18 protein-coding genes and 1 pseudogene are annotated in these 25,563 nt (G+C 43.1%); 9 read left to right on the forward strand and 10 right to left on the reverse strand.

Annotated features, from left to right (window positions below; genetic code table 11):
* Window positions 1-79: 79 nt before the first annotated feature.
* The 3 genes from aroA to gyrA form a co-directional block, all read right to left on the reverse strand.
* The gene (gene aroA, locus AC3RV5_RS13000) at window positions 80-1,369 is read right to left on the reverse strand and encodes a 3-phosphoshikimate 1-carboxyvinyltransferase (protein WP_489728063.1); all 1,290 of its coding nucleotides are present in this window, start codon (window positions 1,367-1,369) and stop codon (window positions 80-82) included.
* 2 nt (window positions 1,370-1,371) lie between these two features.
* Window positions 1,372-2,457, reverse strand: a complete 1,086-nt coding sequence (gene serC, locus AC3RV5_RS13005; RefSeq protein ID WP_489728064.1) for a 3-phosphoserine/phosphohydroxythreonine transaminase — start codon at window positions 2,455-2,457, stop codon at window positions 1,372-1,374.
* A gap of 103 nt (window positions 2,458-2,560) precedes the next feature.
* Window positions 2,561-5,251, reverse strand: coding sequence for a DNA topoisomerase (ATP-hydrolyzing) subunit A (gyrA, locus tag AC3RV5_RS13010; protein WP_489728065.1), 2,691 nt, complete (start codon window positions 5,249-5,251; stop codon window positions 2,561-2,563).
* Window positions 5,252-5,548: 297 nt separating this feature from the next.
* On the opposite strand from gyrA, the gene ubiG reads away from it, so the two are divergent.
* From ubiG to yfaE, 5 genes are all read left to right on the forward strand, one after another.
* Window positions 5,549-6,268, forward strand: a complete 720-nt coding sequence (ubiG, locus tag AC3RV5_RS13015) for a bifunctional 2-polyprenyl-6-hydroxyphenol methylase/3-demethylubiquinol 3-O-methyltransferase UbiG (RefSeq protein WP_489728066.1) — start codon at window positions 5,549-5,551, stop codon at window positions 6,266-6,268.
* Entirely contained in the window at window positions 6,261-6,926 is a 666-nt protein-coding gene (locus tag AC3RV5_RS13020; protein WP_489728067.1) for an HAD family hydrolase, read from the forward strand. Before ubiG ends, AC3RV5_RS13020 begins: the two co-directional genes overlap by 8 nt.
* A gap of 380 nt (window positions 6,927-7,306) precedes the next feature.
* Window positions 7,307-9,622 carry a class 1a ribonucleoside-diphosphate reductase subunit alpha gene (nrdA, locus tag AC3RV5_RS13025; RefSeq protein WP_489728068.1) on the forward strand — a complete coding sequence of 772 codons (2,316 nt, stop codon included), beginning with the start codon at window positions 7,307-7,309 and terminating at the stop codon, window positions 9,620-9,622.
* Between the two features lie 65 nt (window positions 9,623-9,687).
* Window positions 9,688-10,818, forward strand: coding sequence for a class Ia ribonucleoside-diphosphate reductase subunit beta (nrdB, locus tag AC3RV5_RS13030; RefSeq protein WP_489728069.1), 1,131 nt, complete (start codon window positions 9,688-9,690; stop codon window positions 10,816-10,818).
* 9 nt (window positions 10,819-10,827) lie between these two features.
* Window positions 10,828-11,097, forward strand: coding sequence for a class I ribonucleotide reductase maintenance protein YfaE (gene yfaE, locus AC3RV5_RS13035; protein WP_489728070.1), 270 nt, complete (start codon window positions 10,828-10,830; stop codon window positions 11,095-11,097).
* 106 nt (window positions 11,098-11,203) lie between these two features.
* Here the strand turns inward: yfaE and AC3RV5_RS13040 are convergent, their stop codons facing one another.
* From AC3RV5_RS13040 to dapA, 3 genes are all read right to left on the reverse strand, one after another.
* On the reverse strand, window positions 11,204-12,307 hold the full coding sequence (locus AC3RV5_RS13040) for a phosphoribosylaminoimidazolesuccinocarboxamide synthase (protein WP_489728071.1): 1,104 nt from the start codon (window positions 12,305-12,307) through the stop codon (window positions 11,204-11,206).
* Window positions 12,308-12,412: 105 nt separating this feature from the next.
* A complete protein-coding gene (bamC, locus tag AC3RV5_RS13045) occupies window positions 12,413-13,519 on the reverse strand; it encodes an NlpB/DapX family lipoprotein (protein WP_489728072.1) in 1,107 nt (368 codons plus the stop codon).
* A 9-nt stretch (window positions 13,520-13,528) separates the two neighbouring features.
* Entirely contained in the window at window positions 13,529-14,410 is an 882-nt protein-coding gene (gene dapA / locus AC3RV5_RS13050; protein ID WP_489728073.1) for a 4-hydroxy-tetrahydrodipicolinate synthase, read from the reverse strand.
* Between the two features lie 156 nt (window positions 14,411-14,566).
* On the opposite strand from dapA, the gene AC3RV5_RS13055 reads away from it, so the two are divergent.
* The 3 genes and pseudogenes from AC3RV5_RS13055 to AC3RV5_RS13065 all read left to right on the forward strand — a co-directional run bounded on the left by AC3RV5_RS13055 (window position 14,567) and on the right by AC3RV5_RS13065 (window position 18,997).
* Entirely contained in the window at window positions 14,567-15,094 is a 528-nt protein-coding gene (locus AC3RV5_RS13055) for a glycine cleavage system transcriptional repressor (RefSeq protein WP_489728074.1), read from the forward strand.
* Window positions 15,095-16,000: 906 nt separating this feature from the next.
* A complete protein-coding gene (locus AC3RV5_RS13060; protein ID WP_489728075.1) occupies window positions 16,001-18,391 on the forward strand; it encodes a TonB-dependent receptor in 2,391 nt (796 codons plus the stop codon).
* 280 nt (window positions 18,392-18,671) lie between these two features.
* Window positions 18,672-18,997 (forward strand): annotated as a pseudogene (locus AC3RV5_RS13065) (IS66 family transposase).
* Window positions 18,998-19,488: 491 nt separating this feature from the next.
* Here the strand turns inward: AC3RV5_RS13065 and AC3RV5_RS13070 are convergent.
* Genes AC3RV5_RS13070 through AC3RV5_RS13080 form a run of 3 tightly spaced genes read right to left on the reverse strand, consistent with a single transcriptional unit; the run spans window position 19,489 to window position 23,093 of the window.
* Window positions 19,489-20,352, reverse strand: a complete 864-nt coding sequence (locus AC3RV5_RS13070; RefSeq protein ID WP_489728076.1) for a hypothetical protein — start codon at window positions 20,350-20,352, stop codon at window positions 19,489-19,491.
* Window positions 20,353-20,354: 2 nt separating this feature from the next.
* Entirely contained in the window at window positions 20,355-21,464 is a 1,110-nt protein-coding gene (locus AC3RV5_RS13075) for an ester cyclase (protein ID WP_489728077.1), read from the reverse strand.
* A gap of 18 nt (window positions 21,465-21,482) precedes the next feature.
* Window positions 21,483-23,093 carry a sodium:solute symporter family transporter gene (locus AC3RV5_RS13080; protein WP_489728078.1) on the reverse strand — a complete coding sequence of 537 codons (1,611 nt, stop codon included), beginning with the start codon at window positions 23,091-23,093 and terminating at the stop codon, window positions 21,483-21,485.
* Between the two features lie 272 nt (window positions 23,094-23,365).
* On the opposite strand from AC3RV5_RS13080, the gene AC3RV5_RS13085 reads away from it, so the two are divergent.
* A complete protein-coding gene (locus AC3RV5_RS13085; RefSeq protein WP_489728079.1) occupies window positions 23,366-24,379 on the forward strand; it encodes a nuclear transport factor 2 family protein in 1,014 nt (337 codons plus the stop codon).
* A gap of 65 nt (window positions 24,380-24,444) precedes the next feature.
* Here AC3RV5_RS13085 and AC3RV5_RS13090 read toward each other — a convergent pair whose 3' ends face one another.
* Window positions 24,445-25,413 (reverse strand): ester cyclase, encoded by a 969-nt coding sequence (locus AC3RV5_RS13090; RefSeq protein ID WP_489728080.1) that lies wholly within the window; start codon window positions 25,411-25,413, stop codon window positions 24,445-24,447.
* Window positions 25,414-25,563: the final 150 nt, after the last annotated feature.

Below are 25,563 nucleotides of genomic sequence, written 5' to 3' on the forward strand. Positions count from 1 at the left end.
CATTGAGTGTAGATAAGCAATGAACGACAGGACAGAAAAAGAGTCGACGAGATCGACAAATGGCCATGGTCGCCATTAGCTAGCTACTGATCTGTTTTAGTCGGGCAAAATAATCCGGAAACGTTTTTGCCGTACAGCCCGGATCGTTAATCGTAACAGCGGTATCCCCTAAAGCGACCAAGGAAAAACACATGGCAATACGGTGATCATCATAGGTATCAATATCCGTTTCGAGCAGTTTTTCCGGAGGCGTAATTGTAATGAAATCGTTACCCTCTATCACCTCTGCCCCAACCTTTCTGAGTTCGCAAGCCATAGCTGCTAATCGGTCCGTCTCCTTGACCCGCCAATTATAAATATTGCGAATGGAGGTGGTACCTTTGGCAAATAAGGCTGTAGTGGCGATGGTCATGGCTGCATCCGGTATATGATTCATATCCATATCCACCGCTGTCAGAGGCGCCCCCTGTACCTGGATATAATCGTCACCCCAGGTGATCCTCGCGCCCATTTTTTCCAGTACATCAGCGAAACGAATATCTCCTTGAACACTTTTTTCACCCACCCCCGTGACCTTTACCGTCCCACCTTTAATTGCACCTGCCGCTAAAAAGTAAGAGGCGGATGACGCATCTCCTTCCACCAAAAATTCCCCGGGGGCCTGATATTGCTGCGCGCCCTGGATGGTAAAGGTTTGATAATTATCATTGACAACCGTCACCCCAAACTGGGCCATGATGCTCAAAGTAATGTCGATGTAGGGTTTGGACACCAGCTCACCGACAATTTCAATGCTCGAATTGTGGGCAAATAATGGTGCAGCCATTAACAGGGCTGTCAAAAACTGGCTGGAAACGCTGCCATCAACGCTTATTTTGCCACCGTTTAACGCCTTACCGGTTATTTTAAGTGGCGGATAGCCCGGTTTTTTTAGGTAGCTTATTTCTGCTCCCGCCTGGCGTAAAGCATCGACTAAGGCACCTATTGGGCGTTCTTCCATGCGAGGCTCGCCGGTTAATTCAAATTCCCCCGTCGACGTGGCAAGGACGGCGCATAAGGGGCGCATAGCGGTTCCAGCATTACCCAAAAACAGGCTTTGTATTTGGCTAGCTGAAAATGGTGCACCCAGACCGGTTACCCAACATTGGGTTTTATCATCGGACAGGCGGTAATCTACCTTTAATTGTGTTAACGCATTTAACATATGCCTTATATCATCGCTGTCGAGCAAATTCGTTAAATGGGTTTGGCCCTTGGCCATGGCTGCCAATAATAAAGCTCGGTTAGACAAACTTTTAGAGCCTGGCACGTTAACACTGCCGGAAATGTGTTTAATAGGCTTAAGTAATAAAGACGGAGGTTGACTCATCACTACGCATTCCTATTAGCAAAATCTTGCATGAAAGTTACAAGTGCCTGCACGCCAGCAAGTGGCATGGCGTTATAGATACTGGCGCGCATGCCACCCACTATACGGTGGCCTTTTAATGCCTTAAGTCCAGCGGCTTCAGATTCCAGCAGAAATTGCTTATCTAATTCAGCACAGCGCAAATGAAAGGTAACGTTCATCCGTGAGCGATAATGGGTAGCCACCTTATTATAGTAAAAATCAGACTGATCGATGCACCCATATAACAACTGAGATTTGGCCAGGTTACGCTTAGCCATTTCTTCAACGCCGCCTTGGGCTTTAAGCCACTTAAACACCAATCCAGCCAAATACCACGCAAAGGTTGGTGGCGTATTATACATGGAGTCATGTTTGGCGATGATGCCGTATTCCATTATGGAAGGTGTTTCACTGCGCGCTCTGTCCAATAAATCATCGCGCACGATCACCACAGACAAGCCAGAAGGGCCAATATTTTTCTGTGCACCGGCATAAATCACCCCAAACTTGCTCACATCTATGGGTTTGGACAAGATATTAGATGACATATCCGCTATCAATGGAATATTTCCGGATTGGGGAACCCAATCGATTTCAATGCCATCCACGGTTTCATTTGGACAATAATGCACATAGGCTGAATCTGGATTTATTTGCCACTGGGACTGCTCGGGCATGGCCAATAACCCGTTTTGAAAGCCGGCTTCAGCCAGCACCTTTACATTGACATATTTATGGGCTTCCTCCACGGCACTTTTTGACCAGGAGCCACTGACCAAATAATCGGCACTGTCGGTAGCAGCAGCCAGATTCATCGGCACCGCAGAAAATTGACCACGACCACCGCCATGGGTAAATAACACTTTGTAGTTATCAGGAATGCTCAGTAAATCTCTCAAATCCTGTTCAGCCTGGGTCGCCAAGGCAATAAATTCGTTGCTCCTGTGGCTGATTTCCATCACTGAGCAGCCTTGGTTTTGCCAGTTGACGAATTCACTTTGAGCTTGTTGCATAACAGCTTCCGGTAACATAGCCGGTCCGGCACAAAAATTATAAACCTTGGTCATTTTCTTATTTTCCGATAAAAAAAAGAGCGGCACAGCCGCTCGTTTTAACAAACTACAGGTAAGTGAAGTAAACCCAAGATCTACTCACCACACCCTACAGGCTTTATTCGTCGTTTTGAACGTCGTCATCAGTGGACGTATCCACTTCAGATATATCAGTAACGGCATCAATATCAGCGAGCTCTTCACTCTCATCGATTATTTCTACTTCCACTTCATCGATACGTTGCAAACCGACCACATGTTCATCGTCAGCGGTACGAATTAACCGCACACCTTGGGTGTTTCGACCCACGGTTGACACTTCGCTAACTCTGGTGCGCACTAAGGTACCTTGATCACTGATCAGCATAATTTCATCGCTGTCGTTAACCTGTACCGCACCGACCACTTTACCGTTACGCTGTGAGACCTTGATAGATACCACACCTTGGGTTGCACGACTCTTGGCGGGGTAATCCTCTACTGGCGTACGTTTACCGAAACCGTTTTCAGTCGCGGTCAATATGGCACCCTCTCCGTTAGGCACAATAAGCGATACAACACGCTGATCATCCTTCAATCGGATACCACGAACACCTGTGGCGGTGCGTCCCATAGGACGTAACGCTAATAACTCTTCGCCGGTTTCAGGATCGATTTTCACTTCACCAGTTTCAGAATCACGCTGTTTCTCATTAAAGCGCACCACTTTACCGGCATCGGAGAACAACATAATGTCGCTGCTGCCATCTGTGATATCGACTCCAATCAATTCGTCGCCTTCATTTAAATTTACCGCGATTATACCGTTAGCACGGGGGCGAGAATATTGCGTAAGAGCTGTTTTCTTGACCGTCCCGTTTGCCGTTGCCATTAATACGTATTTACCTTCTTCAAACGCTTTAATTGGCAAGATAGCGGTAATACGTTCACCCGCTTCAAGGGGTAAAATATTGATAATAGGACGGCCACGTGCATTGCGACTGGCAAGAGGTAGTTGATAAACCTTCAACCAATACAGTCGTCCACGGGTTGAGAAGCACAGAATATGATCATGGGTATTGGCTACCAACAACTTCTCAATGAAGTCTTCTTCTTTCATCTTAGTGGCGGATTTACCCTTACCGCCGCGACGCTGAGCTTCGTAATCATTTAACTTCTGATACTTAACATAACCCTCACGAGAAAGAGTAACCACGACGTCTTCACGTTCGATCAAATCTTCAATATCGATGTCATGGGTTGCAGCAGTAATTACCGTACGACGGGGATCACCGAATTCTTCGCGCACTTTTTCCAGTTCTTCTCTGATCACTTCCATCAAGCGCTCAGGACTGCCTAATATGTATAGTAGCTCAGCAATAACATCTAAAAGCTCTTTATATTCAGATAAGATTTTTTCATGTTCAAGACCGGTCAACTTGTTCAAGCGTAAATCGAGTATGGCTTGAGCCTGTTGTTCAGTTAGATAGTAATAACCTTCACGGATCCCGTACTGAGGTTCCAACCAATCAGGACGGGCAGCGTTATCCCCTGCTCTTTCAAGCATTTCTGCTACATCACCTAGCTGCCAACCTTGGGCTGTGAGCGCGACTTTAGCTTCCGCCGGGCTCTTGGACGCTTTAATCAAGGCAATAATAGGATCGATATTAACCAGGGCGATAGCCAGGCCTTCAAGGATATGCGCTCGTTCTCGTGCTTTTTTCAGTTCAAAAACGGTACGGCGGGTGACTACTTCACGGCGATGCAGTACGAAGGCCTGCAATATTTCCATGAGGTTAAATATTTTAGGCTGGGTCTTATCCAGGGCCACCATATTAATGCCAAACACAGTTTGTAATTGGGTCTGGGTGTATAAATGGTTCAGCAGCACTTCGCCGGACTCATTACGTTTGACCTCAACGACTATGCGCATGCCGTCTTTGTCCGATTCGTCACGCAGCGCCGAGATACCTTCGATTTTCTTTTCTTTTACCAGTTCGGCAATTTTTTCAATCAGACGGGCCTTGTTAACCTGGTATGGCAATTCGTGCACGATAATGGTTTCTTTACCATTGTCTTCCGTCTCGATCTCCGCGCGGGCACGCATGTATATTTTGCCCCGACCGGTACGGTAGGCTTCTTCAATTCCTTTGCGACCGCTTATAAAGGCGGCGGTAGGGAAGTCAGGCCCGGGAATATATTCTATGAGTTCTTCAATGGTTAGCTGGGGATTATCAATTAAGGCGATACAACCATTGATCACTTCCGTCAGGTTATGAGGCGGAATGTTAGTGGCCATACCGACCGCTATACCTGAAGACCCATTGACCAATAAGTTGGGGACCCTGGTAGGCAAAACATCTGGAATAAACTCTGTACCATCATAGTTAGGCACAAAATCCACTGTTTCTTTTTCTAAATCTGCCAATAGTTCGTGAGAAATTTTCGCCATGCGAATTTCGGTATAACGCATTGCCGCAGCTGAATCCCCGTCCACTGAACCGAAGTTACCTTGGCCATCCACCAACATATAACGCAGTGAAAAAGGCTGAGCCATACGTACTATCGTATCGTATACCGCCGAATCACCGTGAGGGTGATACTTACCAATCACATCACCTACTACGCGAGCGGATTTTTTGTAAGGTTTGTTGAAGTCATTTTTCAGTTCGTTCATGGCGAATAAAACCCGGCGATGCACCGGTTTTAAGCCATCTCGTACATCGGGCAGCGCCCTACCTACGATAACGCTCATCGCATAATCAAGATAAGAATTTTTAAGTTCTTCCTCGATATTAATAGGAAGAATTTCTTGGGCGTGATCAGTCATATACAGCCTTGTCCCTAGTCATTATTATTAGAAATAGAATTAGAATTAGACATAAAATTAGAAAATTCGCGTCACTTCAATTGAGCTAGGCCTCAAACTGGAAGACAACGTTTAACTCTGGAATTTTGTTCTATTAAGCTATGGGATTCTATCACCGGCCACAAAAAATTCATAGCCAGGATCCGCTCATATAGTAGGCAAACACGTTAAAAAACAGCATATATTCGATTTGTTTGCTGTAGCCAGAGTTCTAATTTGCTGGCTATAATAGCTGGGTAATGTTTTTTGGACCTATATATGACCACAGCGCAAAATGTTGACCCCATAGAAATACAGAAATTCGCCGCCCTTGCCTCAAGATGGTGGGACAAAGAGGGAGAATTCAAGCCGTTACACGAAATTAATCCCTTGCGCACTGACTTTATCAACCAATATGCCGATGGTTTAAAAGGCAAGTCGGTTCTCGATATAGGTTGCGGCGGTGGTATTTTAGCCGAAAGCATGGCTCGGGCCGGTGCTCAGGTGACAGGTATAGACATGGGGGAAGAACCCTTACAAGTAGCCCGCTTACACGGCCTGGAGTCGCAACTGAGTGTGGATTATCAGCTCAGTACTGCGGAACAATATGCCCAGACCTACCCCGGACAATACGACATAGTCACCTGTATGGAGATGCTGGAGCATGTACCCGACCCCGCTTCCGTGATCCAGGCTTGTGGTGCTTTGGTCAAACCTGGGGGCAAGGTATTTTTCTCAACGCTCAATCGCAATATCAAATCCTATCTAATGGCGATTGTGGGTGCTGAATATATTTTACGGTTAGTGCCAAAAGGCACCCATGATCATCAGAAATTTATTAAACCCTCAGAATTACTCAACTGGGTTGATCAGACCCAACTGGTGGCAAAAAATATAACGGGACTACATTTGAACCCATTGACACAACAGTTTTACCTGTCCGAGCAAAATGTCGACGTCAATTACCTGGTGCATTGCCAGCACGTTGGTAATGTCTGAAATGCCGCGCAAACCCCAGGCTCTGTTATTTGATCTGGATGGTACCTTGCTCGATACCGCCAGGGACTTAGGTAACGCCCTCAACCATGTGCTGGCCAGCCATAATCAGCCAATATGTGACTATGCAATTTATCGCAATATTGCTTCAGATGGTTCCAAAGGTTTACTCGATATAGGTTTTGGTCCACAGATACAAGATTACAATTTTGAAGAACTGCGCCAACAATTTCTAGACTATTACCACCAGGCCATCTGTGTAGATACCGAAGCATTTTGCGGCGTTCAGGAATTAATCCAAGGGCTCGATTCGGCGGGTATCCCCTGGGGCATAGTCACCAATAAACCCGGTTGGCTGACAGCAAAACTTCTGCCTCATTTTGCAGAATTGGAAAATTGCCAAGTGGTCATCAGTGGTGATACGTTTACCCAGCGCAAGCCGCATCCCTTGCCACTACTTGCAGCCGCCAAGACCTTAAATATCATGCCGGCTGAAATCTGGTATGTGGGCGATGCCAAACGAGATATCGACGCTGCTAAGGCGGCTAACATGGTCAGTGTGCTAGCAAGTTATGGTTATATAGATGCCACTCATCAAGCCCATTTGTGGGCCGCCGATTTGCAAGTAGACCATCCCGCAACGCTGCTCAACTACATTTAGCACAAACACGAGATGTAGTGGTCGAATATCATTCGCACCACTATATATCGTGATATTATAAATAATTATTTTTTAAACAAAAAAAGTTTAAGCAAAAAAAATTAACTAAATTGCACTTGCAATCCCTATATCCTCAACTCAGATAGTGTTGTTAGGTGAGTCGCCACTAACATTAATTTCACTGCACCATGATTGCGCAGAAAACCACCAGATGTTGGGTTGCAATGTACCCAAAACCTCACTATCTTGTGTTTCATCACTTGATGCACCTGCACACATTGTTCCACTAGGTATTTTTCAGTTGAGTGAAAATATTGAGGGGGTTGTTTGCCTGCAAACGGCCCTCAATTTGTACCCACTAAATAGATAACGGCATATACATGAATAATAAACTATTCGTTACCAAACGTAATGGCGAGCGCGAAGTCATCGATCTCGAAAAAATCCACAAAGTCATTACCTGGGCCGCCAAAGGCCTGAATAATGTTTCAGTTTCACAAGTGGAAATAAAGGCTCACCTCCAGTTTTACGACGGCATGAAAACCGCAGATATTCATGAAACCCTGATCCGTTCAGCAGCTGACTTGATCTCAACTGAAGCCCCGGATTATCAGTATTTAGCCGCCAGACTGGCCATCTTTCATTTACGCAAAAAAGCCTATGGCTGCTTTGAACCGCCTGCCCTATTTGAACATGTTCAATCTATGGTCAAGATGAATAAATACGATCGACATCTTGTTGAAGATTATACTCAGGCCGAGTTTGAGGAGATGGATGTTTACCTGGATCACTGGCGCGACATGGATTTCAGTTATGCCGCCGTCAAACAATTGGAAGGAAAATACCTGGTGCAAAACCGGGTAACAGGTGAAATATACGAAAGCGCCCAATTCTTGTACATACTGGTTGCTGCCTGTTTATTTGCCGATTACCCCAAAGATACCCGCATGGATTATATCAAACGTTTCTATGATGCCACATCCAAGTTCAAGATATCTTTGCCTACTCCTATCATGGCAGGTGTGAGAACCCCCACCCGACAGTTTAGCTCGTGTGTATTAATTGAAGCCGGCGACAGTCTGGACTCCATTAATGCCACGGCCAGTGCCATAGTAAAATATGTCAGCCAACGGGCCGGTATTGGTGTAAACGCCGGCCGGATCCGTGCCCTAGGCAGCCCCATTCGCGGGGGCGAAGCCTTCCACACCGGCTGTATCCCGTTTTATAAGTATTTCCAAACAGCGGTCAAAAGTTGTTCACAAGGCGGAGTGCGTGGTGGGGCGGCGACCTTGTTTTTCCCCCTTTGGCATATGGAAGTTGAATCCTTATTGGTGCTTAAAAATAACCGTGGAGTGGAAGAAAACCGGGTCCGTCATTTGGATTACGGTGTGCAGTTTAACAAACTTATGTACCAGCGTTTGATCAAAGACGAAAACATCAGCTTATTTAGCCCTTCAGATGTGCCTGGCTTATACGATGCGTTTTTTGCCGATCAACCCAAGTTCGAGCAATTGTATTGTCAATACGAACAGGATGAGTCTATCCGCAAAAAAACCATTAAAGCGGTGGAACTGTTCAGCATATTTATGCAGGAACGCGCCAGCACCGGGCGAATTTATTTGCAAAATGTGGATCACTGCAATACCCATAGCCCCTTTAATCCTGAGCTGGCACCCATACGTCAAAGTAACCTGTGTTTGGAAATAGCCTTGCCTACCAAACCCTTGGAACACGTTAATGACGAAAACGGCGAAATAGCTTTGTGTACCCTATCGGCGTTTAATCTTGGAGCCATTGAAAGCCTGGATGAATTCGCCGAAATGGCCGACCTGTCGGTGCGAGCCCTGGACAGCTTGCTCGATTACCAGGATTATCCTGTTCCTGCCGCTTACAATGCCACTATGGGTCGTAGAACCTTGGGCATAGGGGTGATTAACTTCGCCTACTACTTGGCCAAAAATGGGGTGAAATATTCAGACGGCAGTGCCAATGGTCTGATCCACAGAACCTTTGAAGCCATGCAGTACCAGTTGATGCGCGCATCGTGTAACTTGGCCAAAGAAAAAGGTGCTTGTCCCAAATTTAACGAAACCACTTATTATCAAGGTCTGATGCCGATCGATACCTACAAAAAAGATATCGACAAGATATGCAACGAACCTTTGCATTGCGACTGGGATACCCTACGTGCCGATATCAAACAATACGGTTTGCGCAACAGTACGCTGTCGGCTTTGATGCCATCTGAGACTTCTTCCCAGATATCCAATGCCACTAATGGCATAGAGCCGCCCCGCGGCCACATCAGTATTAAATCCAGCAAAGACGGCGTATTGAAACAAGTGGTGCCTGAATACGAAAGGCTCAAGGATAAATACGAATTGTTGTGGGATCTGCCCTCTAACGATGGCTATTTGCAGCTAACGGGTATCATGCAAAAGTTTGTCGACCAGACCATATCCGCGAACACCAGCTATGATCCTAATAAATACGAGGGTGGCAAAGTGCCGATGAAACTGCTGCTCAAAGACTTGCTCACCGCCTATCAGCTGGGGATTAAAACCCTGTATTACCATAACACTCGGGACGGTGCCTCTGACTCATCCCAACTAGAACTGAAATCTACCAAGTTTGTCCCCCAAGAAGTGGTAGAGGAAGAAGATGATGATTGTGCAGGCGGCGCCTGTAAAATATAACAAAGGTGCCCGTCAGTGCTAATAACTGACGGGCAAGTTTAACCAATAACGGCTATTTACTATTCATGAAATACACCACTTTTAATCAAAAGAATAACGATCCGTTAAAAGAACCTATGTTCTTTGGCAACCCGGTCAATGTTGCCCGTTACGATCAACAGAAACACAATATTTTCGAAAAATTAATCGAAAAACAAATTTCCTTTTTTTGGCGGCCTGAGGAAGTGGATGTCAGTAAAGACCGAGTAGATTTTCAAAAATTGAGTGATTCTGAAAAACATATTTTCATTTCCAATCTGAAATACCAAACTTTACTCGATTCCATCCAGGGGCGTAGCCCCAACATCGCATTTTTGCCGATCATTTCCATCCCAGAGCTGGAAACCTGGGTCGAGACCTGGTCCTTTTTCGAAACCATTCATTCCCGCTCTTATACCCATATTTTGCGCAATTTGTTTGGGGATCCCAGCAGTATCTTTGAAGATATAGTGGAAAACGAAGAAATCAAAAAACGCGCTGCCGATATATCACAATATTACGACGATCTGATTTTTTATACCCAGCTTTGGCAAACTTTAGGGGAAGGCATACATACCATTAACGGCGAAACTCATAATGTCACTATGCGCCAACTAAAGATCAAACTATTTTTATGTATGAACTCAGTCAATGCCCTAGAAGCCATACGCTTTTATGTGTCTTTTGCCTGTACCTTTGCCTTTGCTGAGCGTGAATTGATGGAAGGTAATTCGAAAATTATTCGCTTGATTTCCCGAGATGAAAATTTGCACCTTACCTCAACCCAACACATCTTAAATCTGTGGGCCAAAGGCAAAGACGATCCGGAGATGGCGGAAATCGCCCAGGAATGCAAAGAACAAGCTACGGAGATTTTTATGAATGCCGTAACACAAGAGAAAGAGTGGGCCGCATACCTGTTCCAGCACGGCTCGATGATAGGGTTGAACAAAGATATTTTATGCCAGTATGTTGAGTTCATCGCTAACCATAGAATGTCCGCTATTGGTCTGGGACAACCCTTTGATATTAAAAGTAACCCGCTGCCTTGGATGAATAACTATTTGAACTCGGATAACGTGCAGGTTGCCCCCCAGGAAACCGAAATCAGTTCCTACCTGGTTGGACAGATAGATTCAGAAGTGAACGCCGGCGATTTTGGTGATTTTGATTTATAGCCACTACCAATGAGCGACCCTAAAGGCAGTTTTGTGATCCACATCAAAGAACATAAAACTGTCTTGCAACAACCTGCTTGCACCCTGCTAGAAAGCATCGAGAAACACGATATTGATGTGCATTATCACTGCCGAGAAGGCTTTTGTGGCTCATGCCGAACCAAACTCATTAGCGGTCAGGTGGAATACACCACCGATCCTCTGGCTTATATAGACGATGACGAAATCCTGCCTTGCTGCTGCATCCCGCTGTCGGACCTTGAGATAGAATTAAGCTAATCAGCTTGCTTTTAATCGTGCATATTTAACCACCCAACAAAAAAGCCACAAGTTAGATTGTGGCTTTTTTGTTGGATCTGAGGTTGTGTATATACCCGAGGTTAAGCTAATCAACCAGCTGATACTCAGTGCGCAGGATAGTGATAATATCCGCTTTGGGATTATCGCTTAATTCGATTTTTTTACCGGTAATTTTTTCTGCTATTTGAGTATAAGTAGCAGATATTTGCATTAACACGTCCACCGGCAGGGCGTTGTTTTTGGCCAAAGCGTTACGCTCGTCCATCCGCTCTTTGTTTAACAGGATATCAGGATCCGGAAAATAGTTCAGCAGCAGTTGCCGGAAACCTTCCTTAGAATTTTCCACTATATTACCGTTGTCATAGGCGGCTTTGTCCCAAATTCGTGAAGAATCCGGGGTACCCACTTCATCCATATAGATGAGTTTCTCTTGGCCTTGAGAATCTTTCACATAACCAAACTCAAATTTGGTATCCACAAAAATTTGTCCGACTTCGGCCAATGCATGACTAATCACCTCAAAACCTTCGGTCAATAATCGTTCATATACATTAATATCTTGGGCCGAGTTAAAATTAAAGGCTTGATAATTTTTCTCGATATTATCCCGGGAAACATTCACATCATCCGCCTCAGGTACACCCTGGATGCCTTTTAGTACGCCTTTAGTCGACGGGGTGATCAACAGCCCAGGTAACTTGCTGTCACGGCCTAATCCATGAGGAAGTTCAATACCACAAAAGATGCGTTCGCCCTTTTCGTAAGCCCGCCACATAGAGCCGGTAATATACTGACGGCAGATAGCTTCAATCATCACCGGACGAGCCTTTTGTACTATCCAGACCAGGGGGTGGGGAATGTCTAGAATATGGCTGTCGGCCAAGCCATTTTGTTTGAACAGTTCAAACCAATGATTCGAGATTGCGTTCAACGCCGCTCCTTTGCCAGGTACACCGCGCATCCCCCCTTCCCCATGCCAAATACAATCGAATGCAGAGATACGATCGCTGATCAACATAATGGCCAAAGGTGTATCTTGGGGCACCGGATAACCTTTCTCCGTGATCAGGCGGCGACTATCTTGTGCTGTTAACCAGTAAACCGACCTTACTTTACCGCTATGCACGGGTAAATCTGTGCGTATGGGCAAATCGTCATTAACGGCAAGAACTTTATCGGCAAAGCTCATAGGGATCCTCAAGGGTGTTAAAATAGCGTAGAAGGCCAGTGTAGCACTTCAAAGAACTCATCGAGTATCCCTTAACACTACATTGGCTGTACATACCAATATGACTTAAATATCCAGGTTGTCGTCAGCCATGATCTTGGCAAAAGTCGCATAAAGTGACGCCAGTTTATCCTGGGTAAAGGCGGTATTATCCGTATCCAGTAAGGTTAAAGTACTTTTCTCATCCCGTTCAGCCAATTTAAAGCGGTACTCGTCTTTTTCTAACGGCAGGGCATTGGCGTCACTGGACCACAAAGAGCTCCACCATCCACTTTGGGTACCGTTGTACTTCACAAATAACAAACCATTGGATTGATCGTAGTCTTTTACATCAAAGCCAAGTTTACGTAATACCAATAACACTCTGGGCCAGGCGGTATCGTAATTTGCATCGATGACAAAAGCTGGTGCCCCCTCTTCGTCAAGACCTAATTCCATTTGCGCACCCCGGCGAATTTCCCGGATGCGTTTGGCGTCGGCTACGCGAATTTGATATTCGTAATGTCCGATAACCTTGTTCAATATACCTACTTCGTTGGCCCTAGCGTCGGTATCGTCCATTTTGGCCACCACGTTTTCGCCTTGTACTTCCTGGTAATCAAGTAAACGCACATGTAATGCAGCGGTTCTGCCGTGGGGTTTCATCTTCAAGGTAAATTCAAAACGCTGGCTGGTGCTTTTTTCCACCGGCGACCAATTATACCAATGGTCATCCAAGGTTTCGGTGATCACCATCCAGTCGGTGATCAGTAGTTGTTTTTGTTTATCGAAACTTTCAATACCAATTCCCTGCTCTTCCAGATAGCTCAGCAAGGAATTCCAAATGGTGGTGTCTAGCGCTTGGCTATCATCCACTTGATCGAACAAAACCGTGGCGGCTTTGCTACCATCTTCAACATGGGAGCCGCTAACTAGCGGTAAAACCAAAGGCGGGGCAACGATTTTTAATTTTTTACCGAGAATATTCTGGGGGGCATCATTGCCCAAAGGCGGCAAGGTATAGGCGCCACTAAATTTAGGGCGGTCAACATCTTGGGGTACCTTGAACTCTTGCCCAGGTTGCTCTTTAATATAATCAAAATCACCACTGGCGATTTGCCTCTCTTCCACGGAACTACAGGCTGTCAGACAGCCTACAACTAATGCGCCGCTAACAAAAAACTTATGTGTCATGCTATCTCCTTAAGATAATACGCCAGAACTGCGCATGACTTGTTCGATATGTATTTGGCTTTCAAGTTCCGATTCAATTAGCGGTAAACGCAAAAATGCCGTCTGAATAAGCCCCATTTTGTATAGTGCCCACTTGGGCAGCACCGGATTAGGTTCGATAAAAAGAGCAGAATGTAAGGCTGCTATTTGGCTATCAATTTGTTTGGCTTTGACAAAATCGCCCGCCAGTGCCGCCTCACACATCTGGGCCATTTGCTTAGGAACAATATTAGCCGACACCGAAATAACACCATGGCCACCCGCCATTAAAAATTCACAACTGGTAATATCATCACCACTTAGAAACAAGAAATCATCTGGCACCAAGGTCTGAGTTTGTTTAAGCCGCTTAATGTCGCCAGTGGCGTCTTTTAAACCAACTATTTTAGGATGGGTGGCTAATTCAGCGACCGTTTCGGGCAACATATCGGCCACTGTGCGGCCAGGCACATTGTATAACAAGACAGGTAAATCTGTGGCATCCGCTATAGCCTTGAAATGTGCGATCATACCTTTTTGCTGTGGCTTATTGTAATAAGGCACCACGCTAAGATAACCGTCGATACCCGTATGCGCCATTTGCTCACTCAGGAAGATGGCTTCCGAAGTGGAGTTAGCCCCACTACCGGCCAACACCGGAATTTTGCCCCCTGCAAATTCCACCATACGTTTGACTACTTCAATATGTTCATCAAATGGCAAGGTGGCAGATTCACCTGTAGTACCCACGGCAATTAATCCATGACTACCATTTTTAATATGAAAATCGACGAGCTTTTTAAGCGAGGGATAATCTATCTTCCCAAAGCTATCCATTGGGGTGACTAACGCAACAAAACTACCAGTAAACATGCCTACTCCAGAAAAAATTAGCGCCTAATGGTAAAGAGCATAAGTATTAAAAACAAGCATTGAATCACCAGAATTGAAAAGCAGTATTGAAACTGGAAATATAGGGCGACTTTCAGGTATGTTGTATAGGTCTTAACGGGGATAATAACGCGTAAAATGAAGCAACAATTAATCATTACCATATTGGGCGCCAATAAAGTTGGCATATTGAGCACCTTAGCAGACGCAGTGAGCGAGAGTGGCTGCAATATTTTGGATAGTCGACAGGCTGTGTACGGCCAGGACTTTTCCTTAACCATGATTGTCGAAGGCTCGCCCAGTGCCATAGTACGAGTTGAGCTGGCGATCCCGGTTAGCTGCCAACGTAACGATCTGCTGTCGATGATGAAACGCACCAAGCGGCATTGTAAACAAAATCTGGAGCATTTGGCGGACGTCGAATTTTCCGGAGCCGATGCCCTTGGGGTAATCAAACAGGTGACCCACTTTTTTTCTAAATATAATGTTGCTGTCAGTGCCTTGCGCTTGAAAACCCTGCAATCTGAGTCGCAAGGGACGGATTTGGTCCAGTGCAAAATGGTGGTCAGTATGCCTCACGATATACAATTTGCCGAATTTGATGCCCAATTTACTGGCCTGCTAAATGATCTCAATCTGCAAGGTGCCATTAAACAGAATCATTAAACAACCCGACTCACTTTCACCTTGGATACTAAAGGACCCCTATGACAAATTAGCTTGTTCGATAGGCCGATCATAGCCAATTGTTCAAACGTCCCAGTAAAAACACTAAGATGCCCGATCGTTCACAGTTTCATCCCCTGGGCCATGCCAGTACACGTTCCACTTAACCTTAAAAAGCAGTATTCAACAGCCTAAGCAGATTGTCTGAGATCGATTGACGATTGGCTTTGTAATCTTTTAGCGATTATGGCCAAGCTGAAAGTTTGCTTTTTTCCCCTGGTACAAACCAAAACCAAGCTCACGGATAATAATCCATAATCTGCCAAATAGCGTTGCTAGACACGCCTGTAGTGGACAAACTTAAGGGAGCAAGCTGATAGCTTGCATCTGCGCAAAAAGGCTTAATAGCAGAGCAATGGGTGTAATAATTATTTATCTGTCGTTAAAACTATTTTTAATATATTTAGTATATTGATTTAGAAAGCACACGACATGACTCCGAAGTCTTAAGTAGTGAAATTTTACGTCAAAAACACTGAAAGCAGACAAAAAAAGAACAAAGATATTATTAATACCGCAGCATTATGTAACACAATGCCATACATTGAGCATTACACAGACAAAATAACGACCGCCATGACGACGAAGTCAATAAAAAACACAGAAAAATGAAAAACCCTCAATAAACCCGTTAACCACTGTTTAATAAGTTAATTTTACAGAATATCACACCTGGCATTATCATTAACGCTGAGTGAAACACTTTGTTTTACGCAAACACTCTTGACATGAAAATGATTGCGAAGTACAAATATGACTGTGGGAGCTATCTAAATCCCCCCGCACTGATAAAATGATAATAAAACTAAATACACTCTATTGATTGATAGAAGGAAAAACTTACTCATGAAGTCAGCTACATCAAGAAACATCACGAAATCAGCAATAGCATTAGCGGTTATCAATGCTTGTTTAAGCCAATACGTATTCGCCGAGGAAGCGATAAAAAAAGAAAGTTCCGGTAAAATTGAAAAAATATTAGTGACAGCAAACCGCCAATCACAAGACTTGCAAGAAGTTTCTTCTTCTATCACCGCATTGGGTGCCGACGATGTAGAGCGTGCGGGTATTATTGATATAACTGGTTTGCAACAAGTCGTGCCGGGATTAAAAGTAGGTAGCTCTGGTGGTGAAGTACGCCCTGCAATGCGTGGCGCGCGCACAAATGAAGTAGGTGTAGCTGGTACAGGTATTGCGGAGCAGATTGTTGGTATCTTTCAAGATGGTATTTATGTACCTACAACTACCGCTGGCATGGGCGCCTTTGTAGATATTGAGCGAATTGAAGTATTAAGAGGGCCTCAAGGTACGCTTTACGGACGAAATACATTTGCGGGCAGCATCAATGTGATTACCAACCGTCCAGACATGGACGATATAGAAGGTAATGTTAAGATAACGACAGGTGCATATAATCGTAGTGCATATGAAAGTGTATTAAACCTACCGTTATCAGACGGCTTAGCAACACGTCTTGTTTTAGCCTCAGATAGGCATGATGGTTATATTAATAATCACTTTTTACCGGGTCCATCTGACGATTTACGTGAAAAAAATTCTTTTTATGCTCGCTCTGTTACACGTTATGAGCCAAATGATGACTTTAATGCCACATTCCGGTTAGATTATTCGAAGAAAGATGCTAACTCTGAAGCGATTTGGGGTTACCAACAAATAGCAGGTTATTCACTAACAGAAACCACACCTGGGTCTGGTGTTTTTAATCCGGATGCGACAGTGACCCAAGGCCATATCTACCAACCCGGCGACACAGAGCGTGATGATATTGGACCGTATGACGTTTATCGAAATGCGATGTCTTGGGACAAACAAGAAGCATTTTCTGCTACCACTACTCTTGAATGGTACACAGATGTAGCAGACTTTAAATGGACATCCAATTATTCTGAATTAAGCGGTAAGCAATTCTATGATAATGATTATAGTGACGGTGGCTTAGATTTTGTTGGTGGTTTTGGTCGTCAAGATGATCAAAAAACGATCTCAACTGAATTACAAATATCATCAAACCATGAAGGCCCGTTGCAATGGATAACGGGTTTATATTATTTTGATCAAGAAGCTGATTGGGAATGGATATCGAGTGAAGATACAACCGGAAATGGTGTAGCGGATTCATTAGTTGTACCGAGTTGGGGTAACCCTGATAACGATCCACATACGTCAGATTCAATCGCTATCTTTGGACAGTTACGTTATGAAATATCAGACGATTTACGCCTAGTCGGTGGCCTACGTTATAACAAAGATGAAAAAACATTTACCGGTGAGAGCATTCCTGATTGGGATGACTCAGCAGTATTATGGAAAGCAGCATTTGAGTTTGATCAAAGCGATGATTTAATGCTTTATGCTTCAGCTGCCACGGGCATTAGAACAGGTGGTGCTAACGATGGTCGTGTGGTATCTCGTGGCGCAGACCCTCTTTATAACAATGAAGAAGTAATCTCATATGAAATAGGTATGAAAAGTACGTTACTTGATGATGAAATGCGTTTAAACATTTCTGCATTTCTCAATGAATATGACGATGTAAAGGCGCAATTATTTGCTGTTGCGTGTAACGATAGCATGTCTACCGATACCGTATTAGATTGTGTTGAAGCCGGTACTACGCAAAGTTTCGAATACTACGAAAATGGTGGAGGTATAGATACAACAGGTATCGAAGTTGACATGCAATGGTACCCGACAAATAGCTTATCTCTTTCAGGTACGTTTACATGGTTGGATGCGAAATTTTCAGATGATTATGCCGTTGGAAATTCGTTGTTGCGCCCATTACTTGGTCTGGGCAATATTGAAGGTCGCCAAGATATAAATGACAATAACAGCAAATTTAGTTTTGCTGGCTGGTCACCTGCTATGGCGCCAGAATATACCATAGGACTGGCAGTAACATACGAAGTAGATTTAGGTAACGATTCATATGTAATTCCACATATTCAAATGAATTACAGTGATGACTATTACGCGTTTGATACAAATATTCCGGAAACTAAAGTAGATGCACACGCAATGGTTGATGCGCGTGTAAGCTGGATCATCAACGAAAATGTACAAATGGACTTCTTTGTTAAAAATCTAACAGATGAGGAAATACTGACGCGCGCAGTTGTACATTCACAAATTCGTGATTCTAAACCACTTAATTCAGTGCAAGCTAACTGGAACGACCCTAGAACTTGGGGCGTAAGCTTAAAATATACGTTTTAATGAGTATTAATGGTTCGTGATCAAAACCGCAGAAATATCTGCGGTTTTTTTATGACTAAACTTTGCTGATAATACTAAATTCAATGTAGAGTCGTCGGCACCTGAGCAACAGAACAAGACATCAGTTACACCCGCAACCAGCCTAAACGTAAGCCATTACCATAATACTTACCTTTGAAGTGATAGCGCAGACATCGTCGAAGCGGATAACGGTTGCGATTGCGATTGCTGCCAGGGTGTGATGTTCAAGCAATATGGAATTGAGCTGAGTCGTAATACTATGGGTGATTGGCTAATCAAAATCAACAAACTGCTCGAACCGCTATACGAACGATTGCATGAGTTGATATTGCACATGCCGTTATACAGGCGGATAAAACAATCTTAAAGGTCGTAAATGAAGATAAATCGATCTGCTATAGGTGGCTGTTCTGCAAGGTTACTGACTCGCCTAATGGTGCTTTATCTACCGGGAAAGGCTGCACCATACCCAATATCGTGTTGTACGATTATGCAGGTTATCTGCAAGTGGATGGATATCAGGGTTATAAGCAAACCCAAGCGAACTTAGTCGGATGTTGGACGCACGCCAGACGCAAGTTCTAAGAAGCGGAGGTTTCGCGTCGGAGCGCCGACCGACCAAACAGAGAAATGGGCAAAGGGAACTGGGCGCTGAATCACATTTAGAAGCTGTACCGGATTGAAACGCAGATAAAAGACAAACAGATAACACAACAACACGCGTGGCCACTGTTGAGCCAATTCAAAGACGGACGGGCTGGACAAGTCCACACTTCAGGTGCCGCCCAAAACGGCTATAGATACCCCTAGCGATTACCGTTTGCGTCAGTGTCCCAAACTCATTCGTTAAGGTGATGACGGTCATCTGTATATCGACAACAACCTACCAGAAAAAACAATTAAACCCTTCGTCATTGACCGAAAATGGGTTGTTCAGCCACAGCGTTAACGGTGCAAAGACCATTCGATTACTTGATGCACCGGCTAGAGCTGATCAGTCGGCCTGATCATGACATTCTGCAACTGTTACTATGGGGATCGACTAAACGCTAGGTGGGATCACAGGACTGACACGGTCATACGAACGGGAATGACAAGTTATAGCCTTTACAGATTGCTAACCAATCAACTTGAAATTGTTCAGCGATAATCATATTGTTTTTCAATACAATAATTGAAATCACAGGGATCCTAATGCGTTTTATCTTGTCACCTTCAAGATAATCGCCGTCAATTTGCCATTGAATAGCAACGCTGTTGTTCTCGCTGTCAAAACAAATGTGCTCTAATTGACAGTAACTACGCTTCATACGATTATGCAATTTAAGCTGAAACTTGCGCAACGCAAAATAACCTTGACTATCCCCTACACCTGCGATGTTCACTTCTGCATCTTTTGCATAAATTTGCTCAAAGCTCGCTAAGTGCTTTTCTTGCCAGATATTCCACCATTGGGTAATCGTCTGGTTTACGTTATCAGGCATTTCACAAACATCTTTTGGAACGGCATGATAACTTTGTGGGTGCATTTGATGATCAAATTGACTTAATGACAAAGGATCGGGTGATGGTAATTCTGCAATAACTTGTTCGGGTGATAGGTCCAATAACAGCGCCAGTTTTATCGTATCGATTATGCAATGTAAGCGCTTTACATGAGCATTGTTATGTTCAAAAAAAAGAGTTATAGAAATTGATTTTTCATCATTTTCAGTAGCAAGCTCAAAATAAATCGCTGAAAACTCCTGCCCCCGTACAATTTGTTTTTTAGATAGGGTTAAAAAACCAAACTGCTCTAGACTCTTTAGCCATAAATTTCCTATTTGCATATTGCCATAAGCAGTAAAGTCATGCTGTTTCCAAGAGGTGCTATGTAAAATACGTTGTGATAGTTCTGCGATATCGCCTTTGGTATAAAGCTCTATGAGTTTGTTAAACATAGTTAAACTCCCTGCCCTGAAAGGGGTAATGTTTTACCCGACTCACGAATAATGTTTGCATAAAGTGAAATTTCATCAAAAACAGTGACTTCTTTGATTATTTTTTGATTTCTAACCCTTAAATGTGTGCAGCCTAAGACAAAAAATCGATTCCCTTTCAACATATTCAATCTTTCGATATGTGGTGAATACGTGCCTGCAACCGACCAACGAAGTGCAATATCAATAGTCTCTTCATCAAAACCGACTACCGCTATATGATCAACACTCATCTTGGCGTCAGGGCATTGCGCTAACCACTGAATTAAGGTGCCACTTATCTGTGCAAGACCGGTTGACTTTCTGCCGCCCGGCCACTGATGAGCGGCCGCGGTATGATAAAAATCAGTTAAGGTTGAAAACTGTTTTTGATTAAAAAGCGTTTGCGCCCATGACTGGATAAAATTTGCTACCGTCCAGTTATCAACGTTTAAGTGAAATGTTTTACGATGCTCTTCCTGACGGACCCGCGTAAACTCTTCATCGTACCAAGCGGTAAATGTGTCATTGGGTACTAATTTAGAAAAGTGGATTGCAGCATCAATGAGATTAAGCCCAAGCTGTGCGATTAAAAAGCTGTTATCTCTAACTAGCCACTCTTTAATTATTTTATTTTCAAAACACACACAATCGGCGATCGTAGTTACTCGACCAGTTTTATTAGTTGCTAAACCAAAGTCTGAATTACCTGTATTGGTCATTATGCTGGTTATTAAATGTGAAGAGTAATACGTTTCATCTTCTTCCTCTTTCCAAATAACATTTTCACCAATCAAACTGCGATCAGGAAATGCAGCAATTGTTTTCAAGGTGTTTTGTACGACTTGTTCAACACATTCCGAATAACCACCTAGTGTATATACTGGGCAAATATCGCTATAATATTGATAACATAGTCCAACGTTTTTTTGCTCCCATATCCTATGGGTTATACGAATAATATAATCAACAATGTCAATGAATTCATCATCAAAACCTGACAATGTTTGTGTCTTTTCTCCCGAAGGCACTAACAATTTGGTTAGCGGCTGCCAATGCACTTGGGTGATCGTGTTGTTAAACTTAAAACTCATATATATTGCCTGTTATTCTTAAATAAAATACTCAAATGAAAATAGAAAAACGAGCGTGAAAATAAAGAATGCGAAGAGTGAGTAACACACCTTATCGACTTTACCTGGTACTAAATACCAACCATTTTCTTTAGTAGGAGCGCCGCTTTGTTCAAATGCCTTAATTTGACCTTTGATAGTGTATGGAGAATATTCAGTTTGTTTACCATCGATAATAATACTTGCAATGATCGTTACGATCACATTGACAAATGCGCCTATAGCCGCGTACCAAGGCCAAGCGATATCGGTATAAATTGCAGCATACGCCACTGCCACAACACCAACGAAGGTTCCGACTAATAATCCACGTTCGCTTGCATGTTTTGAAAAGAAGCCTAAGCCAAACATACCTAGTTGAGCACCGACAAAATATGAACCAACCTTGCTTAACACTTCCAAAATTGATCCGGTACTGTGTAGATGGTACATAATGGCAGGAATTATAATTATTGCGGCCCAAAAGACAGTGGAAACTCTAGAGACTTTAAGGTAATGAGCATCACTTTCAGCAGGTTTATAATATTTTTTATAAAAATCTATCGTTGATATTGTTGATAAAGAATTAAACGCAGAGTCTAAACTCGACATGGATGCAGCCATAACAGCAGCAGCAATTATGCCCATGAGCCCCGGCATACCGTACTCTGCAGCAAACTGTAAAATAATGGTATTTTCATTTTCAAATGTTTTACCTTGATAATAGTTATAAAACAAGATCCCCATGAGGATGAAAAAGAAGTAAACAAAAAACGCCAAAAAACCCATTAACAGATACGATTTTTTGGCATCACCGATATTTTTTGCGGCTAATGTACGTTGCACCATCATCTGGTTGGTTCCATAAACGGTAATATGATAGAGCGTCATTGCCAAAATACCTGACCAAGCAGTAGTAACCGTTGTTAAATCAAAATCAAAATTCAAGGGATTTGTTTTTCCTTGGGCTTTGAGTTGAGCAAGGCTTTCCATAACAGGTGTTGTACTGTTATCTATAAGCGCATACATAATGATACCTGCGCCAAAAAATAATATGGCAGATTGTATTACATCGGTCCAAATGACCGCAGTGATCCCCCCCATAACGGTATATATGAGCGCAATAATGGTCACTATCACAATCGCGGTAATTTCAGGAATGCCGGTAATAAAGCTCAAAACAATAGAGGTGGCGTATAAAACTGCGGCAGAACTCATCGTTTGTGAAACTAACCAAATCCCTGAAACAAGTGCTCTGGCTTTTTTACCAAAACGTTTTTCTTGGTATTCGTAAATTGAAGCAACCCCGGCATTATAAAAGAAAGGGAAGAAAAAAGTGATGACCGCAATAATAACTAGGGGATAATTAAGGTGAATGGCTATAACTGAAAGCCCATCTTTATATGCCCAAGCCGGAGCGCCCAGAAATGTCATCGCACTAACATAGGTTGCAATAACTGAAATACCGATTGCCCACCAAGGTGTTTGTTTCTGACCCAGATAGAAATCGTCTGCCGTACTAACTTTTTTACTAATAACAAAACCAAGCAAAAGATTAGCTAAAATGTAAACAATTAAAATAGTCCAATTAAGGGTTCCAAATTCTGCCATGTGTATATCTCTTATTGTTTTTAATAATAAATTGTATATCTCTTATTGTTTTAATAATAAATGTTGACGCTTCAATGAAATTGACTTCGAAGTCAAACAAACATAGCATTGATCTAAATAATATAAAAGCATAAGTTGTGAAAATTGGAATGAAAAGGTTGTACAGAGGCTTAGTGTTTGACACATGCCCAGCATTTAACGGTCGAAAACAATGCATTAAACGCATGAAACTAAAAGTAAAACCCATATTTTATAGGTAAAGGAAAATTTTCGTGAAAAGTATTGAATTACAAAATAAAGAACTTATTTTAGAATATTATCAAGCGCTAGAACAGGCTAACTCCGAAACCATTAGTGAAGTACTGTCACACTACATGAGTGACGACTGCCATTGGCATGGCGTACACCCGTTCAACGAGCAGATTGGTCCAAAGGCCATAAATAATACATTTTGGCAACCATTTTTAACATCTTTCAAGAATATTCAACGCCGACAAGATATTTTCATGGCGGGTGTTAGTGGTAACGATAAAACTAACTGGGTAACCAGTATGGGTCACTTCATGGTGCAGTTTGACAAAGACTGGCTGGGCATACCACGTTCGGGTCAAGTGGCCATGATCCGCTATGCTGATTTTAACTGCGTTAAAAACGGAAAGATCATTCGCTCTGGTTTCTTCTGTGACATTATTAGTGTTATGCATCAAGTTGGTATTAATCCTCTTCCTCAAGCTACCGGCCACTCCTTTATATACCCGGGTCCAAAAACTCATGACGGCATTCAGTTAGCTGATATGAAACACGATGAAAGTCAAAAAACCATGGCGATACTCAATCAAATGATTGACGATTTATCGCAACTCAATCAAACGGCCAACGATAATTATCCTCCTGAAATATTAGAAAAGACATGGGCAAAAGACATGGTGTGGTACGGGCCTGCAGGTATTGGCGCAACGTACACCATCCCCAAATTTCAAGAACAACACTCTTACCCATTTAGACAAGGGTTAAAAGATAAGGTATTTAATGGCCATATCTGTCGATATGCAGAAGGCAATTATGCGTGTTTCTTTGGTTGGCCAAATATAACTAATACGCCAATCGGAGGTTTTTTGGGACTACCCGGCGGCAATGTAAGAGCAGACATGCGAGTAGTTGACGTATACCGCAGAGAAGGCGATAAGCTCATCGAGAACTGGGTATTAATTGATATTCCATATTGGTTAAAACAGCAGGGATTGGATATTCTTGAACGTAGCAGGAAAATTAATAATCCCAGTTAATAGCTTATATTTTAATATCATTGAAAGGGAAGCTGATACTGCTCCCCTTTTTAGAAACCAAATACTTACTGGTTTCCTGTAAATTGTTGTTTCATCATCGCAAAGACATCAAGCCCCATTTGCATACACATATCAATAATATCAATTGCTACCCAGTTTTCTTTCAATAGCTCACCGTCTCTGCGCCATATATCCATCACTCGCAGCGATAACTCTTTATTGCAAGGAGGCAAACCTAACCAACCACCAACAGTATGTGTGCCATGCATATGGGGCCATCCGCCTGTAGATACATAATTACCCTGTGCCACTAACGTTGCTTTATGATCGACGCTACGATCGGGAAAACTAAAAACAAACGGTCCCTGGTGATTCGCCCTAAAACCTTCAATACCTCGGGTAGTACCTATTCCCGCAGGCCCATACCACATAAAGTCATGATGCCAAAAATTCTGTAATTGCATACTTTGTAATGATTTACCATCAAAACGGCCTAATTCGTCGAGCATATCAATCACAAGTTGCTGAGATTTTTTTGCTTCAACATCATCTGAATGTTCACAACATAAGCCATCCATAGTGGTTGGTGGCATTATTAAGCCATCATGACCCAAACTTTTTCTTAGGGGGTTAACGCCCGCTTGATTCATGGCATCCAAGAAATCAAGGATGATAAAGCACTGTTTAATTTTTCCTGCTTCAAGCTGCACTAGTTCGGTATAGCGTAAATATAACGTTCTATTCGTCGCCGGAATGCCGAATAAGTCATCAGTGAATGTGCCGATAAAATAACCTGTACCCGCTATCCACTGATCACCTTCATACTCACTTTCTATATGAATAAATGGCTTTCTTTCAATGTCAGGTAAAGCGGTTATCAAGGGTTGCCAAAATTGAGTTAACATCTGTGCTCTATTGTGCAGGTCATTAATCGGCGCACTTACATGCCATTGCACATCGCTCACAATATAGGCATCAATATTGTCGGTAGAAGATTTAAGCTGCAGGTATAAGTCATCTAAAAGTGTCGTCATTTAATTTATCCCTTTTAAAATTTTACTTGTATTGAATTTTTTGCAGAGTACCATCAAAAGACTTCGAAGTCATAAAGTTTTATAAACCCTTCAATGTATAGATAGTGGCGAATTGTCCCTCGTAGATAAAGCGTCAGATACACAACATAT

This window comes from Paraglaciecola sp. IT1134, assembly GCF_058068185.1.

Coding starts and splice junctions, on each gene's coding strand:
- AC3RV5_RS13055 (WP_489728074.1), top strand. CDS start 14,567: ATGAAGCAACAATTAATCATTACCATATTGGGCGCCAATAAAGTTGGC.
- AC3RV5_RS13070 (WP_489728076.1), bottom strand. CDS start 20,352: ATGTTTAACAAACTCATAGAGCTTTATACCAAAGGCGATATCGCAGAA.
- bamC (WP_489728072.1), bottom strand. CDS start 13,519: ATGACACATAAGTTTTTTGTTAGCGGCGCATTAGTTGTAGGCTGTCTG.
- AC3RV5_RS13080 (WP_489728078.1), bottom strand. CDS start 23,093: ATGGCAGAATTTGGAACCCTTAATTGGACTATTTTAATTGTTTACATT.
- AC3RV5_RS13040 (WP_489728071.1), bottom strand. CDS start 12,307: ATGAGCTTTGCCGATAAAGTTCTTGCCGTTAATGACGATTTGCCCATA.
- AC3RV5_RS13090 (WP_489728080.1), bottom strand. CDS start 25,413: ATGACGACACTTTTAGATGACTTATACCTGCAGCTTAAATCTTCTACC.
- yfaE (WP_489728070.1), top strand. CDS start 10,828: ATGAGCGACCCTAAAGGCAGTTTTGTGATCCACATCAAAGAACATAAA.
- AC3RV5_RS13060 (WP_489728075.1), top strand. CDS start 16,001: ATGAAGTCAGCTACATCAAGAAACATCACGAAATCAGCAATAGCATTA.
- aroA (WP_489728063.1), bottom strand. CDS start 1,369: ATGAGTCAACCTCCGTCTTTATTACTTAAGCCTATTAAACACATTTCC.
- serC (WP_489728064.1), bottom strand. CDS start 2,457: ATGACCAAGGTTTATAATTTTTGTGCCGGACCGGCTATGTTACCGGAA.
- ubiG (WP_489728066.1), top strand. CDS start 5,549: ATGACCACAGCGCAAAATGTTGACCCCATAGAAATACAGAAATTCGCC.
- gyrA (WP_489728065.1), bottom strand. CDS start 5,251: ATGACTGATCACGCCCAAGAAATTCTTCCTATTAATATCGAGGAAGAA.
- nrdA (WP_489728068.1), top strand. CDS start 7,307: ATGAATAATAAACTATTCGTTACCAAACGTAATGGCGAGCGCGAAGTC.
- nrdB (WP_489728069.1), top strand. CDS start 9,688: ATGAAATACACCACTTTTAATCAAAAGAATAACGATCCGTTAAAAGAA.
- dapA (WP_489728073.1), bottom strand. CDS start 14,410: ATGTTTACTGGTAGTTTTGTTGCGTTAGTCACCCCAATGGATAGCTTT.
- AC3RV5_RS13020 (WP_489728067.1), top strand. CDS start 6,261: ATGTCTGAAATGCCGCGCAAACCCCAGGCTCTGTTATTTGATCTGGAT.
- AC3RV5_RS13075 (WP_489728077.1), bottom strand. CDS start 21,464: ATGAGTTTTAAGTTTAACAACACGATCACCCAAGTGCATTGGCAGCCG.